Consider the following 14,167-nt stretch of genomic DNA (forward strand, 5'->3'; position numbering starts at 1 on the left):
GGAGGATGACTTAAGTTGAATGAAAATAAATGGATTTCTCCATTTCTAAAAGCAAATAGTGGTCGAATTATCTTAATTCTTTTCTTGAGCATCCTCGCTTTACTTACAGCTGCGATGCTCACCTTTACCTCTGGCTACCTTATTTCCAAATCAGCCATTCCAGTCGAGAATATTTTAATGGTTTATGTGCCGATTGTCGGCGTAAGAACCTTTGGTATTAGTCGGGCAGTCTTTAGCTATCTAGAGAAATTAGCCGGGCACCATACCGTTCTCCGTATTTTATCAGAGATGCGGATAAAGCTATATCGAATATTAGAACCACAAGCTTTGTTTTTAAAAAGTAGATTTAAAGTTGGCGATATGCTAGGAATTCTTTCTGATGACATTGAGAAGCTGCAAAATATTTATTTACGAACTATTTTCCCAACTTTTGCAACATCTGTTCTGTATATCATTGTTGTCTGTGCTATTGGCATACTCGATATTCCTTTTGCCTTACTTATGGCACTTTATTTGGGATTGTTATTATTCGTCTTCCCTATTCTTTCTCTCGTGCTTATGCGCAAAAAACAAAGGGAATTTAAGCAAAGAAGAAATGGACTATATCAAAAGTTAACAGATAACATTTTAGGAATTAGCGACTGGGTTATCAGTGGTCGTTCGAAGAACTTTATAGATGAGTATGAAAAAGAGGAAGTAATTGTCGCACAAATTAATCATAAGCTTGTTCAATTTACTCGTTGGCGAAACTTTGCTTCTCAAGCGGTCGCTGCACTAATTATCCTTTCTCTCGTGTTTTGGTCTAGTCAACAATATATCGACGGGGCTATCCCTGTTACATTGATTGCTGCTATTATTCTGGTTTCCTTACCAATCCTTGACGCCTTTTTAGTCGTTTCGGATGCATTTGAAAAGTTACCAGCCTACCAAGATTCGTTAGCAAGACTTAAAAAATTAGAGGCTCCTGAGCAAAAAAACAAAAACATACGACCAGTAATCGAGACAAATAAGGTGGATATTCAAGTTAATCAAATTTCGTACCGATATGATCGAGAAAAAGCACTATCCCTATCCAATGTATGCCTAGACATTCCACAAGGGAAAAAAATTGCCGTAATCGGACGAAGTGGTGCTGGTAAGTCAACTTTACTGAAACTAATCCAAGGAGTAATCCAACCGACTGAAGGAAATATCACATACAATGACGAAGCAACGGCTTCCTTTCAAGAGGATACTTCTTCGATTATTTCTGTACTCAATCAAACACCTCATTTGTTTGCGACAACATTACGAAATAATATTCTACTAGGCGTTGAAGAAGCAACGGAAGAAGAAATAACAAAAGCGGTTAAATTAGCTCAATTAGAAGAGTTAGTTGCCTCCTTACCGAACGGATTGGATACTTTTATGGAGGAAACAGGACAACGTTTTTCTGGAGGAGAGAGACAAAGAGTAGCATTAGCTAGAATATTACTCCAAAGAACTCCTATCGTTCTTATGGATGAACCGAATGCCAGCCTTGATCCAAAGACAGAAAAAGCCTTACTTAAAACAATCTTTAGCTCACTAGAAGGAAAAACATTGATCTGGATTACCCATCATCTCGTAGGCGTTGAAGAGATGGATGAGATCATTTTTATGGATCACGGCAAAATTGTGCTTAGAGGAACTCACCATGATCTGCTTGCAACAAGTAGCCGTTACCAGCAATTATATGCTTTAGATCATCCAGAATACTGATGGATAAAAGGCGATCTTCGTTAAGAAGATTGCCTTTTATCTATATTATTGGTTTTGGCTTGCTTTTCCGTTACCTTTTCGCTCTTTGATTCTTGCAAAAGGGCTTTGCGGCTTCCTCTCTGTTACCTTTTCAATCTTGGATTCCTGCAAAAGGGCTCTGAGACTTTCTCTCTATTACCTTTTTACTCTTGGATTCCTGCAAAAGGGCTCTGAGACTTTCTCTCTATTACCTTTTCAATCTTGGATTCCTGCAAAAGGGCTTTGAAATCCCCCATCAATTTCTCTCTCACTTCAACAAACGCTCTCTATCCCTTTCAGATGACCTACAATCGTAATATCATTAAGTTGTTACCATCTGTCCTCCATTTACATGAATAACTTCCCCCGTTGCATACATAGAGTCGTCTGATGCTAAATACACATATGCTGGGGCAAGCTCAAATGGCTGCCCTGCTCTTTTGGCTGGTGAGTCGGTACCGAATTTCATCACTTTCTTTTCGGAGAAGCTTCCAGTAATTAACGGTGTCCAGAAAGAGCCTGGAGCAATCGCATTTACTCTTATTTTCTTCTCCACTAAGGAAAGAGCTAAGGATCTAGTTAATGTAACTACAGCACCTTTCGTAGAAGAATAATCAATTAGTTCTTTAAAGCCATTATATACGGTAATCGAAGCTGTATTAATAATCGAGCTTCCTGCCTTTAGATAAGGCAGCACCGCTTTAATTAAGTAAAAATAGGAAAAAACATTTGTTTTGAATGTATGTTCTAATTGTTCATTGGAGATATCTAATATACTCTTTTTTACATATTGCACAGCATGATTATTGACAAGGACATCCATTTTACCAAAACGTTCCAATGTTTTACGAACAACTAAAGTAGAATTTGTTTCTATCGTCAAATCAGCAGGAATTAGTAAACATTCTCCACCTAACTCTCTAATCCTTTGTTCCGTTTCCTCTGCGTCACGGTTTTCGTTTAAATAAACGATGACTACCTTTGCACCTTCTTTTACAAAAGCATAAGAAGCCGCTCTTCCAATTCCACTATCTCCGCCGGTAAAGATAGCTACCTTTCCTTTAAGTTTATCGCTCCCTTTATAATGTGGATTTTCAGAAATAGGGCGTGGATTCATGACATATTCAAACCCAGGCATTCTATCTTGATGCTGGGGTGGAAATGCAATTGGTACATCCTTCGTTTCTTTTTTATGACCGTAATAAGGATATTCTGGATACATTCCATTCCCTCCTTCTCTAGGCAATTATCTTTGATAACATATGCAAGGAGGAAAAAAAAGTGCCCACAACCTTATTTTCTGTATATTCAAACTTCTTTATTTTGTATATAATAAATACAAAATAAATTCTGATAAAAGAGGAAATATATATGAAACGAAAGTCTATTGGGATATTCCTTGTCTTAACTGCTGCAATTTCCTGGGGAGTCTCTGGATCAGTAGCACAATACTTGTTTACCGAGAAACACTTTAGCACAGGTTGGCTCGTCAGTATTCGCCTTCTTACGAGCGGAGTAATTTTGCTCAGTTATTTAGGATTAACGAAGAATAAGGACATTTGGAATATTTGGAAAAGAAGAGCGAGTGTGGGGAACATACTCATTTTTGGTCTGCTAGGAATGGCTGGTGTTCAATTTACTTATTTTGCTGCGATTGAAACAAGTAATGCCGCAACAGCAACATTACTTCAGTACTTAGCACCTGTACTTATTATTCTCTATATCGCCTTGAAAAGGAGAACTATTCCTCCCTTTCAGCATGTAATTGGGATTATCACTGCTTTATTGGGGACCTATTTTCTTGTTTCTGCAGGGCATTTTTCTACGATTTCAATCAGACCAGAAGCTTTAGCCTGGGGGTTAAGCTCTGCCTTTTTCCTTGCTCTTTATACATTACAGCCCGCACAGCTGTTGAAAGAGTTTGGTTCCACAATAGTTGTTGCATGGGGAATGATAATTGGAGGTCTCGGGATGTCCTTTGTCTCTCCACCTTGGGAGACGGGCGACGGGGTGTTTTCGTTTTCTTCCATTCTAGCGATCGTTTTTGTCATTTTAATTGGTACCTTAGTTGCTTTCTTTTGTTATTTAGAAAGCTTAAAACATTTGGAAGCCGCTGAGACTAGCTTATTATCTTGTGCAGAGCCGTTATCCGCAGCATTCCTTGCCGTTATCTGGTTAAAAGTCCCTTTTAGTGTTTATGAATGGATTGGAGCCTTCTTCATTTTAACCACCATTCTTTTACTTTCTCTTAAACGAAAAAGCCCTGAAAGAAAATTAGCAGAAAAGACTATGTAGATAAGGAACAGCCCTTAAACAACGATGAAAAGTGTATTCGGACCGTTCCTTTTTTAGTGATCTTTTCAAATTATCCTTAATGAATAACCTTTTCTACTTTCGCATCCGTAACTTGAATTAAGTATTCAACTGCCATTTCGATTTGAACACCGATTTTTCCTCCACTGATAATAATAGAGGATTGCTTGTTCACACTTGCATCCAAGATTGTCTCATACTTTTTCTTCATGCCGATTGGGGAACAGCCACCTCGAATATAGCCGGTCATTTTTTGAATATCCTTCACGGCAATCATTTCTAATTTTTTTGCGTTTACTACTTTCGCTGCCTTTTTTAAGTCAAGCTCAGCTTCAACTGGGATAACAAATACATAAATTCCGGAGCCAGCATCTTTGACCACAAGTGTTTTATACACTACTTCGATTTCTTTGCCAATCTTGCCTGCAACGGAAATACCATCAATTTTCCCATCTTTATTTTCATAGGTATGCACACTATATGGAATCTTTTCGGCATCCAAGATTCGCATTGCATTTGTTTTAGTAATGGCCATCATTATACGCTTCCTTTCCCAATTCGTTGTAAATCATTGTCTTATTAAATCATATCATCAGAAAAATGAATGTTAAATATTATTGAACCAAAGCTCCTTATTTCTCATATAGTATGGAAAGGAGAAATCGACTTGGTAGTGTCAAAAGATTTATGAAAACTACCTAAAGGGTTAGTTTCTCTCCTATTTACTGGATGGAGATGCGCCGCAATCGCTCTTGACAAACACGCCAATGGTTTGAGGATTGTTTAACAAGGGAGAAGGGAACAAAAGAAGGCATACCAAATAAGCCCTTGGTTGTTTCCATTTTAAACCATTGGCAAGTTCGGTTTGTCAAGAGTTCGCTCCGCCGATTGCTGAATTAGCTTAAGGGCTCAGCTAAACAAAAAGTTAGGCTTGTCTTTGTTCTACTATCCATTGTTGTGCTAATCCAATGAGCTTTGTCCAACGTGCTGGCATTGTTGGAAGCCCCTTGAGTTCTGGATTCACTACGGGCACTTTTCCTTCTAAGGCGGCATGCGGACGCAAAAAGTTAAAGTAGGCCGTAAATAAGGTGACGTATGAAATGGAACCATGTTCAGAGCCGAATCCATGAGTGGAGCGATAATTGCCCTTAAAGGTGCGGTTAAGTCTCTCAATTATTTGTTTCAGTGGTCTATATTCGGTCGAAACAGGGTCCTCATTGGTTAATCCAATGACCTGCTTCACATCGAATGAAATCCCATGTTGAGCGAAGAAATGTTGGGCTAAAAGATAGATTGGATTCCCGTCTACCACAAAGGTCAGATTTTCTGGAATCTCTTTCATCTTGATTAAGACCTCATCAATTGCTCGAATGGCTGTTGCTGTGTCTCGATTAGGCGACACCGGATACGAAAGAATAATCTTTTTCACGGCGTCAAAAAAGAAAAATAAATAATGCCATCGACCGTTTACTCTGATATACGTTTCATCACCGCAGAATTGGTCTGAAAGTTCATAGGGATAGTGATCCACATAAGGTTTAAGTAATAAAGCTACGCTATTTTCGTAGTTCAATACAGTCTGATGTGAAATCATCACTCCGTGTACGTCCTGCATAATCGCAGCTGTTTTACGGGCCGAAAGGCCATAGTTTACATGATAGGTTAGGATTAATCCTAATGTATGTGGTGATGCATAAATCTTTGATAAGTCAACGGCCGGCAGTTCTGGTGATTCCTTGGATAACGGCTGGAAATCGATATGAAACTGACGGAAAATGTATCTTAATTTAAATGCTTGAGGGTCCTTTTTGAACCTTTTCTTTTCTTTTGAAGTCATCCCATTGAGCTTCTTTTGATAATAAGAACAGTCATTGTTCTTGCACTTAAACACGTGAAAATCTTTTCTTTCTTTTATTTTCTCGAGAGTTTTGGAACAATGAGGACACTTCAGGATGGCTTCCTTAGAATAACGGTTCTTTTCACTGAAGAGCTCTGTACACACCTTGCATTGATACTGGCCTTTATCTCCATTGTTGGCATAAAGATAATCTGATGGAGCACCACACTTTGGGCAGTTCATGGATTTAGGTACGGAAACTTTTGCATTCTTACGCCTTTGAACAGGTTTAAGTGGTTTCCCGTTCTTCTCTAGATATTCACTAAGAAGAACTCGATAATCAAGCTGTTCCAGAACTTCAATGACCGGAAGGTCGTCCACTTGAAGTTTTCGATATGGTTTATTTACTGGCTGTTCAGTAGGCTTATCAAACATACTCTTACCAATCAATAAAGTAAGCAATGTTCGAATTAGTTGTTCTTGATAGTTTATAAAAGTTAATAAATAGGTTATAATTTGAGGGTACAAATTGTCACTTCCTTTTCTAGGTTGTTGAGAGTGTCGTAACCTCAATTATCCTTAGAATTCAGGGGGTGGCAATTTTTTTGCTTATAAAGCCCTCTCAGATAGGATTTAATAACCTATTTACTATAAAAGTTTTGACAATACGATCGACTTGCTGGGAGGAATAAAATGAAACCGACCTATCAAGATGCCCTTGCCTATTTCGGGGTGAGCGGTGCACATCCAGGTGGCTTAACATTAACAAAGTTCTTATTGGAACAAGAAAAAATTACGACCCATACAACATTACTTGATGGCGGCTGCGGCACTGGCCAAACTTCAGCTTATATAAAAAAGAACTACCCCTGTGCTGTCACAAGTATTGACTATCATCCTACAATGGTGCAAAGAGCAAAAGAACGATTTAAAAAAGAAAATCTGTCGATTCAATTAGTGCAAGGAAGCCTAGAAAAGATGCCCTTTCCTTCCAACAGCTTTGACATCATTTTAATAGAATCTGTACTAATTTTCACTAATTGCAGAAATTCTCTTGCCGAAATTAAAAGAGTGCTCAAGCCAGGCGGCATCCTACTGTTATTAGAAATGACTGCGGAAAGAAGTCTCCATGCAATAGAACATCAGAATATGTGTGAAGTTTATGGCATTGAAAAGGTCTATACAGAAAAAGAATGGATAGATTTAATGAAGGAAGCGGGTTTTCCCAAAGTAGAAATAAAACTTGGACACTCTGTTTTTTCCCATATGATGACGGGAATGGAAAAGGAAGATGAAGCAATTGATAGAACGGTACCAACGAATGTCCAATTAGAAAGTAAATTGATGGACCATTCCTATATTCTTTATACTTACGGGGATATAATCGGCTACCGAGTATATAGAGCTAGTTTGTAAAAAAAGAGGCTCTCAGTGGATTAGCCTCCATTTGAGAAACCTCTTTTTATTATTTTCAGCTGTCCTTTAGTAAAGCTTTATGAATCCATATAGCTGCTTGCGATCCTTCTCCCATTGCGATTGTAACCTGTTCCGAATGAGCCACAACATCACCTGCTGCCCAGACGCCATCTATATTAGTCATTTTCGTACGCGCATTCACGATAATATGATTATTCTCCATTATCTCGACTCCTAAAGGCACTGCTAAATCTGACTTTACTTTATTCCCGCCAAATGCAATAAAACTATGCTTTGTCTCGAGCATCTTTCCATTTTCCAATACATACCCTTTGATTTGGGAATCATCTGCTAATACTCGATCTATTCTCTCTGTATAAACGGAAATTCCACTATCACTTAATTGTCTAGCCAGCTTTTCGCAAGTAGTCTCTCCACCATGATTAATATACGTAATATCGCTTGTCCAATACAACAAAGTAAGGGCCATATTTGCCCCAACATTTCCATTTCCAATCACTATTGTTTTTTTATCCTTTACTTCATATCCATCACAATCCGGGCATAAGTAGACGCTGATTCCCAGACAAGGGTACAATTCGGCAAATGAGGGAATATTATCCATAACACCTGTTGCAAGGAGAATTTTCCGAGATTGAAACAGACCCTTTTCAGTTGCTGCCGTAAAATGCCCCTCTTCCTTTTTTAAAGAAGTAACAGTACTCTTAAGAAACTCTACCCCAAGGCTTTCTGCCTGTTTCCTTCCTAAACTCCGCAATTCTGAGCCGCTGATTCCATTAGGATATCCTAAAATATTATGGTAGCTTTTACATATCGTAGATCGACCATCCTCTGCATCAATAATCAGCACATCATGATTATATCTTCCTAATTGAATCGCTGCCTGCAATCCCGCTATGCCACCGCCTATAATAATGCAATCAAGAATTTTGGTCAACTTTTTCCCTTCTTTCTTTTAGTCAAGCCAGTTTCTTTAGTTTTTACGAGGAGACAATTCTTATTCTTCCAAAATACTATCCGCTATAGCGGAATTAAAAAATGGCTATGTATTACGGAATTCCCGAATACATAGCCATTTAATCTTATCTTATGAAGATACTACTTCTTCTTTGAAAAATTGCGGTAAGTGCTCTTTATGTGCTTCTAGCATTTCATCCAAAATTTGTTTTGCCACTTTGTCTGACGGCAACAACGGATTAATCGTCATAGCTAATAATGCGGTATGATAACTTCCTGTAACTGCCGCTTCTGCTGCCACTCTTTCAAAGGACTTAATTTGTTGAACAAGTCCGCGAACTGCAACAGGCAGATCACCGATCGCAATCGGTTTTGGTCCGTCTTTTGTGATAATACTGCTAATTTCTACAGCTGATTCATTTGGAATGCTTGCAATAGCTCCATTATTTATTGTATTGACAGGCTGAATATCTCTTCTGTCATTGTACATAGAATCAATTAAGCTGCAAGCTGCATCACTATAATAAGCACCACCTCTTTTTTCTAGCTGCTGCGGTTTTTTATCTAAGTTTTCATCCTTATAAAGTTCAAACAGCTCTTTTTCTAATTGCTGAACGACTTCAGCACGTGTACCTTGTTCTGCTGCTTCCTCCAACTCATTTTGCAGCATTTCTGCTTGCTTATAATAATAACGGTGATATCCACAAGGAATAACTCCTAATGCTTTAATAAAGTCTGGCTCCCAGTCAATAGCAGCAATATTCCTCATCGTATCACTTTTACGCTTCGACATTTTCTCTAAAAAGTCTGGCATAATGTTCTTCCCATCTAAATATACATTTAACCCAAATACCATATGGTTCAAGCCAGCAAAGTCAACATGCACACGACTAGATTCTACTTCTAACAGCTTAGCGATACCCATTTGAATAGAAATCGGTACATTACATAGCCCGACAATCTTCTTCCAATTACTATGACGAAGAACAGCTTCTGTTACCATTCCAGCTGGGTTTGTAAAGTTAATGAGCCAAGCGTTTGGACACAGCTCTTCCATATCCTTTACAATATCTAAAATGATAGGAATGGTTCTTAATCCTTTAAACAGCCCTCCTGGACCATTCGTTTCTTGCCCAATCACATTATACTTTAGAGGGATTCTTTCATCTTTAGCACGTGCAGCTAGTAGGCCAACTCGAAATTGAGTTGTAACAAAATCTGCATCCTTAAGCGCTTCTCTTCGGTCTAGAGTTAAGTGAATTTCAATTGGTAAACCTGCTTTCTTCACCATTCTCTTCGCTAGATTTCCAACAATATTAAGCTTTTCTTCTCCTTCAGGAATATCTACTAACCATAGTTCCCGCACAGGTAATGAATCATATCTGTTAATAAACCCTTCCACTAATTCAGGTGTGTAGCTTGACCCACCGCCGATAGTAACAATTTTAATCCCTTTTCCCATAATAGATCGCCTTCCTTTTCTACTTATTTCTGCAATCCCTTACAAAATTACCGATAAATGAATGTCTCTTCACTTACAACCTTAACGTCTAACTAGACCCGAGTAAATAGGATGCTGGGAATTAGGACTTTTTCACACATAATGGAACGTGTTCCAAAAGAGAAACGTGTTGTTTCACAAGGATTCTTCCTCCCTTTTAGAAAAGAACAATAGAATTACTTTGCTTTATTGCTTAAAAAGTCACTTGATAAAGGGGCTTTACCCTTTATCAAGTGACTTTTTCCGAGCGTTTGCCCGAAATATTAATTGTTTAATTACTTCCGAAAACATTAAACCCATTGCAATAGATCCTGAAATTAAGCAGACCTTTGCTGCTAAGCTTACCGCTACATAATAATTATTCTCGACAAAATTACGCATCGCATTATAAGCAGTTCCCCCCGGAACTAAAGGAATGATTCCTGCGACACTAAATATAATAACTGGTGATTTATATATTCGGGCGAACACTTGACTTATGACGGCGACAAGAAAGGAGCCTGACAAGGCCGCAATTACTTCATTTTGATGAAAATGAACAATTGTCCAATATGCCATCCATCCAATTGTTCCTACAAATCCGCATTGAATTAATAATTTCCGAGGAATATGAAAAATAATTCCAAAGCCAAACGTTGCAACAAAGCTAGTTATTGCCTGTGCTAAAAATTCATTCATTACTTATTCCTCTCCTTAAAAAACAAAAAATGCAACGGCAATCCCTGAACCAATTGCTGTAGCTGTTAAAAAGGCCTCTGCCCCTTTTGAAATACCAGATACTAAATGACCTGCTATTAGATCCCGCACCGCGTTCGTAATAAGCAAACCTGGTACAAGCGGCATTACAGAGCCGATAATAATCTTATCTACCTCTTGACCAAAACCAATGGAAATAGAGAAAAAAGCTACTAGTCCAATAACAAATGCTGCCGAGAGCTCAGCAAAAAACTTTATTTGCAAAGCCTTATGAAAATACAAGGAACACAAAAAGCCTAAACCACCAGCTAGCAATGCAGGGATAAAATCGCCCCAAACTCCATCAAACATAATTAAAAAACAGCCACTTGCAATGGCAGCTGCGATGAATTGAAAGGAATCCGAATACGTACATTTTTCATCTTCCACATCTTTCAATAAATGGTACGCTTCCTTCATACTCACTGTTCCTGTGCTTATTTTACGTGAAATATCATTTACTCGAGCTACCTTTTCTAAATTAGTCGTCCGCTCAATAATCCGATTTAATTTCGTCTTTGTCGGTTCTACCCCTTCTAACGATAAAATAATGCCTGTTGGGGTTACAAAGCAGTCAGAATCGGTCACGCCATATGCAGTTGCTATTCTTGTCATTGTATCTTCTACTCGATGGGTCTCCGCTCCATTTTGGAGCATAATACTTCCTGCTAATATGCAGATCTCCATAATGTCATATGTTTTTTCCACTGATATATATGTCATACTATCTCTCCAACTAAAACAGTATAGGTACTCTTAAGATCCTCCATTAGACGCTTTATCTCATCAGTACTTTTAGCATTCTTTATTGATCATTTTAAAAAGCTATTTTTATCATAAGCAACAAATTACAGTTTATATGAAATATGGCTATTTTATCAATAATTGAAGGGAAAATAAAATAGAGGAATTTTTAGATTGAGTCAAGTTTTTGTGGGAGTTTTTTTAGCTCCCTTTTTTATAAAGTAAAACCTCTAAGTTTGAATCCGCTTTCCAATTGGTTTTGTTCTTCCAACTGTTGATTCTCTCATTTTTTAAAAACCTTTTAATCCCTGTAAGGCAAAGTGAACGGGTTTTCCAATCGCTTGATTTAAGTATGGCATGTTCTGACGCACGGTTTCTGTTACTAATTTTGTGGGTATTTTTCTTTTCGCTCGATGCTCTTTCTTTGATTTTTCCGTGGCTTTTTCCCATTTCCCATATATCGTTTGGATGGATAGGTCATCCTTCAATCCAATCCACAAGCGCGCCATGCTCATGACCCCTTTTTTGCTCCATGCTCTTCCATTCTTTAATCGTTTGGCTAATTGATTCATCATCGCCTCTGCACTTCCCATTGGACGATACGCTGTCGTGTCCACGCCTTTTTCCTGTAACCAACTACGGTAATCTTTTATGGTTTCCTGATGATGCGTTAAAAAGGCAAGGAAATGCGCTAGTTTTTCTTCTTTTTCTGGTGTATCCATTGTTCCTACTGCGCTATTCAACTCTAGAAGTAATGTTTCTACCTGGTAGTTTTTTAACGCTCTTTTCATGTAGCGGTATCGAGGATGGCTCTTCATTAGTTGCTTCATCGAACGAGCGACATGAAAACGGTCCATGGTGAAAAAGGCGCGTTCCCGAAAATACTCCCGACATGCCGTTATCCAGCCTGCTCCATCACCATTAATAATAAGCAAGGTTTGGGTAGGATCATACGCATAATGATTCTGTAAGAACGTTTCAAAGGCTTCCCAAAAGGGTTCTTTTCCTTCATAAAGAAAATGCCTTTTATTTCGGAGCCTGATTCGCTTTCCGTTTTCTTTCCATCCCTCGTGTACAGCGGCGAATTTCAACTCCCATCCACGCTTTTTCTTTTCTTGACTCTTCACATATAATCCATCTACTTCGACAAACAATACCTTTTGAAAAGGGCGTTTTTCCTTAGCGGGAAGTACGCTTGTTTGAAGAAGATGTTGCCGTAATGCTTCGTGGCTCATCGCCGAATAGCCTAAAAATTGTTCGAACGTTTCCACCGCCTTTCGATAGGAGGAGCCATTCGTCGCTAGTTCTAGCCCCCATTCTTCTAGTAGCGGACTAAATCCCTTATTCCCCTGAAACTGTAAATAGTGATCTAATAGACAAATATATTTTTTAGTCACACGATCAAAATAATAATTACGCTTCAGCTCCACAGCTCCAAACGCTGTATCTAATCGTATTTCTCGTTTATCTCGTAAAGCAAATCTTCTTTTGTCTCGTTGCTGAGCAATCTCTAGATCCCAATTTTCTAACGTTTGAATAAGGATTTCTTGAAACGTCATTTGTAGTGTTCGAAATAAAGTTTTTTCCAATTCTTTTTAATGATGGCATTTTTATGTTACATTGATTCATGAGAGCCTCTCCTTTTCGTAGTTTTCTAGTCAAACTCTACTTTACAAAAGGAAGCTCTCTTTTTTAATACTTAATTTTTTCCAGCTACCGCGCTCTCGCTTGGTGGCCTTTTTGTCTAGTTGGAGGACGCGTCCCCCAACTAGACAAAAAGGATATTTATTCTCCCACAAACATTTTACTCATACAATTTTTATTAACAAAACAGAAGAGTGAAAAAATTTTTTTCCAAAATAAAAAGTCCATTATGACATCAAATGGACTAAAAAAATAACATATAGTGTTTTTATTAATCGTTCTGGATGCCAAATCTCGCATTGATTTGACCACGGAGCATTTGCTTTTTGACTTTCCGCTCTTCTTCTTCCTTGTTTTTTTTCATAATCTCTTGTCTAATTTCATGTGTCCGAACGCCTTCTTCTCGTTTATTAGCAATCTCAATTAGTCTTTCTACATCAGAGAATGAATATTTTCTATTTCCTCTTTCTGGTCTCTCCGGAAAAATTAATTTTCGCTGTTCATAATATCGAATTTGTCTTTCCGTTAATCCAGTTAGTTCACTTACAACACCAATAGTAATGACCTTTCTTTTCTTATAGGATGGTTCATGATCCATTACATCTCACCTCATGAAGTAAAGTAGTATTCTCATTTATCTTAATTATAATACTTTTCAGATAAAGAAAAATACCTTTTGTTATATTTCCTAACACAAAATTAAAAAATAGGTAAGATTTCCTTACATTTTCAATGATTTTTTCTATATTTTCCGTTAAAATGCTAAATGTATAAACGATATTTTTTAATTTTCAGCCAAGGAATAGGTAATCGGTAATCGGTATTATTTTTTGTAAATGGAGAGGAGCCTTCTTAGATGATAACCAAAGAAGCAGTCGATTTAGCTAAAAAGATTGTGGAACTTGATCTTTTGAGAGACGAGATTTGGGAACACTTAGCAGAAGTTGCGGGTGAACACGCCCATGAACTTCTTCGAATTGTTCAAAATAGCTAAACAAACTGTATAACCTTTACAATTCATGTTGTTATATAGAGGAATTCCCAATCAAAATTGATTGATGGAATCCCCTTTATGTTTATAAACAGGGATTCTATCATTCATTTATTTTCAAAGAAACAAATCATGTCACCTAATTGTTAATAAACCTAACATCATTTTATAAGAATTTACCTACAATCGCAAGTGATTGTCTATTTTTTATAATATAAAAAAACCATCTGTTAGTAACCCATTAAAATGG

The 14,167-nt window shown here is 37.7% G+C and carries 13 protein-coding genes; 4 read left to right on the plus strand and 9 right to left on the minus strand.

Features of this window, described 5'->3' with window-relative positions; all coding sequences use genetic code 11:
• Nucleotides 1–15: 15 nt before the first annotated feature.
• Nucleotides 16–1,740: a thiol reductant ABC exporter subunit CydC gene (cydC, locus tag NKG37_RS04690; RefSeq protein WP_254415883.1), complete on the plus strand. Its 1,725-nt coding sequence runs from the start codon at nucleotides 16–18 to the stop codon at nucleotides 1,738–1,740.
• Nucleotides 1,741–2,080: 340 nt separating this feature from the next.
• Here cydC and NKG37_RS04695 read toward each other — a convergent pair whose 3' ends face one another.
• On the minus strand, nucleotides 2,081–2,980 hold the full coding sequence (locus NKG37_RS04695; protein WP_254415884.1) for an SDR family oxidoreductase: 900 nt from the start codon (nucleotides 2,978–2,980) through the stop codon (nucleotides 2,081–2,083).
• A gap of 149 nt (nucleotides 2,981–3,129) precedes the next feature.
• Between NKG37_RS04695 and NKG37_RS04700 the strand changes: the two genes are divergently transcribed.
• Complete coding sequence (locus tag NKG37_RS04700) at nucleotides 3,130–4,053, plus strand: EamA family transporter (protein WP_224428009.1); 924 nt, start codon at nucleotides 3,130–3,132, stop codon at nucleotides 4,051–4,053.
• Between the two features lie 76 nt (nucleotides 4,054–4,129).
• Here NKG37_RS04700 and ybaK read toward each other — a convergent pair whose 3' ends face one another.
• Nucleotides 4,130–4,606 carry a Cys-tRNA(Pro) deacylase gene (gene ybaK, locus NKG37_RS04705; RefSeq protein ID WP_254416365.1) on the minus strand — a complete coding sequence of 159 codons (477 nt, stop codon included), beginning with the start codon at nucleotides 4,604–4,606 and terminating at the stop codon, nucleotides 4,130–4,132.
• 390 nt (nucleotides 4,607–4,996) lie between these two features.
• Nucleotides 4,997–6,436, minus strand: a complete 1,440-nt coding sequence (locus tag NKG37_RS04710; protein ID WP_169187685.1) for a DDE-type integrase/transposase/recombinase — start codon at nucleotides 6,434–6,436, stop codon at nucleotides 4,997–4,999.
• A gap of 165 nt (nucleotides 6,437–6,601) precedes the next feature.
• On the opposite strand from NKG37_RS04710, the gene NKG37_RS04715 reads away from it, so the two are divergent.
• Nucleotides 6,602–7,324, plus strand: a complete 723-nt coding sequence (locus NKG37_RS04715) for a class I SAM-dependent methyltransferase (RefSeq protein ID WP_254415885.1) — start codon at nucleotides 6,602–6,604, stop codon at nucleotides 7,322–7,324.
• Between the two features lie 55 nt (nucleotides 7,325–7,379).
• Here the strand turns inward: NKG37_RS04715 and NKG37_RS04720 are convergent, their stop codons facing one another.
• From NKG37_RS04720 to NKG37_RS04745, 6 genes are all read right to left on the minus strand, one after another.
• Nucleotides 7,380–8,282: an NAD(P)/FAD-dependent oxidoreductase gene (locus NKG37_RS04720; protein ID WP_254415886.1), complete on the minus strand. Its 903-nt coding sequence runs from the start codon at nucleotides 8,280–8,282 to the stop codon at nucleotides 7,380–7,382.
• 150 nt (nucleotides 8,283–8,432) lie between these two features.
• A complete protein-coding gene (locus tag NKG37_RS04725; protein WP_254415887.1) occupies nucleotides 8,433–9,764 on the minus strand; it encodes a 6-phospho-beta-glucosidase in 1,332 nt (443 codons plus the stop codon).
• Nucleotides 9,765–10,022: 258 nt separating this feature from the next.
• Entirely contained in the window at nucleotides 10,023–10,481 is a 459-nt protein-coding gene (locus NKG37_RS04730; RefSeq protein ID WP_254415888.1) for a threonine/serine exporter family protein, read from the minus strand.
• A 15-nt stretch (nucleotides 10,482–10,496) separates the two neighbouring features.
• Entirely contained in the window at nucleotides 10,497–11,261 is a 765-nt protein-coding gene (locus NKG37_RS04735; RefSeq protein ID WP_254415889.1) for a threonine/serine exporter family protein, read from the minus strand.
• Nucleotides 11,262–11,572: 311 nt separating this feature from the next.
• On the minus strand, nucleotides 11,573–12,841 hold the full coding sequence (locus tag NKG37_RS04740) for an ISLre2 family transposase (RefSeq protein WP_254415890.1): 1,269 nt from the start codon (nucleotides 12,839–12,841) through the stop codon (nucleotides 11,573–11,575).
• Nucleotides 12,842–13,197: 356 nt separating this feature from the next.
• Nucleotides 13,198–13,524, minus strand: coding sequence for a MerR family transcriptional regulator (locus NKG37_RS04745; RefSeq protein WP_047940823.1), 327 nt, complete (start codon nucleotides 13,522–13,524; stop codon nucleotides 13,198–13,200).
• A gap of 258 nt (nucleotides 13,525–13,782) precedes the next feature.
• Here NKG37_RS04745 and NKG37_RS04750 point away from each other — a divergent pair, with 258 nt between their 5' ends.
• Nucleotides 13,783–13,920: a hypothetical protein gene (locus tag NKG37_RS04750; protein ID WP_162837571.1), complete on the plus strand. Its 138-nt coding sequence runs from the start codon at nucleotides 13,783–13,785 to the stop codon at nucleotides 13,918–13,920.
• Nucleotides 13,921–14,167 lie beyond the last annotated feature (247 nt).

It is taken from the genome of Niallia sp. RD1 (genome assembly GCF_024219955.1).
GTDB lineage: Bacteria > Bacillota > Bacilli > Bacillales > Cytobacillaceae > Niallia > Niallia alba.

What these genes read in the sequence shown, in the direction of transcription:
- NKG37_RS04695 (WP_254415884.1), bottom strand. Translation starts at nt 2,980, where the DNA reads ATGTATCCAGAATATCCTTATTACGGTCATAAAAAAGAAACGAAGGAT.
- NKG37_RS04700 (WP_224428009.1), top strand. Translation starts at nt 3,130, where the DNA reads ATGAAACGAAAGTCTATTGGGATATTCCTTGTCTTAACTGCTGCAATT.
- ybaK (WP_254416365.1), bottom strand. Translation starts at nt 4,606, where the DNA reads ATGGCCATTACTAAAACAAATGCAATGCGAATCTTGGATGCCGAAAAG.
- NKG37_RS04715 (WP_254415885.1), top strand. Translation starts at nt 6,602, where the DNA reads ATGAAACCGACCTATCAAGATGCCCTTGCCTATTTCGGGGTGAGCGGT.
- NKG37_RS04725 (WP_254415887.1), bottom strand. Translation starts at nt 9,764, where the DNA reads ATGGGAAAAGGGATTAAAATTGTTACTATCGGCGGTGGGTCAAGCTAC.
- NKG37_RS04730 (WP_254415888.1), bottom strand. Translation starts at nt 10,481, where the DNA reads ATGAATGAATTTTTAGCACAGGCAATAACTAGCTTTGTTGCAACGTTT.
- NKG37_RS04735 (WP_254415889.1), bottom strand. Translation starts at nt 11,261, where the DNA reads ATGACATATATATCAGTGGAAAAAACATATGACATTATGGAGATCTGC.
- NKG37_RS04740 (WP_254415890.1), bottom strand. Translation starts at nt 12,841, where the DNA reads ATGACGTTTCAAGAAATCCTTATTCAAACGTTAGAAAATTGGGATCTA.
- NKG37_RS04745 (WP_047940823.1), bottom strand. Translation starts at nt 13,524, where the DNA reads ATGGATCATGAACCATCCTATAAGAAAAGAAAGGTCATTACTATTGGT.
- NKG37_RS04750 (WP_162837571.1), top strand. Translation starts at nt 13,783, where the DNA reads ATGATAACCAAAGAAGCAGTCGATTTAGCTAAAAAGATTGTGGAACTT.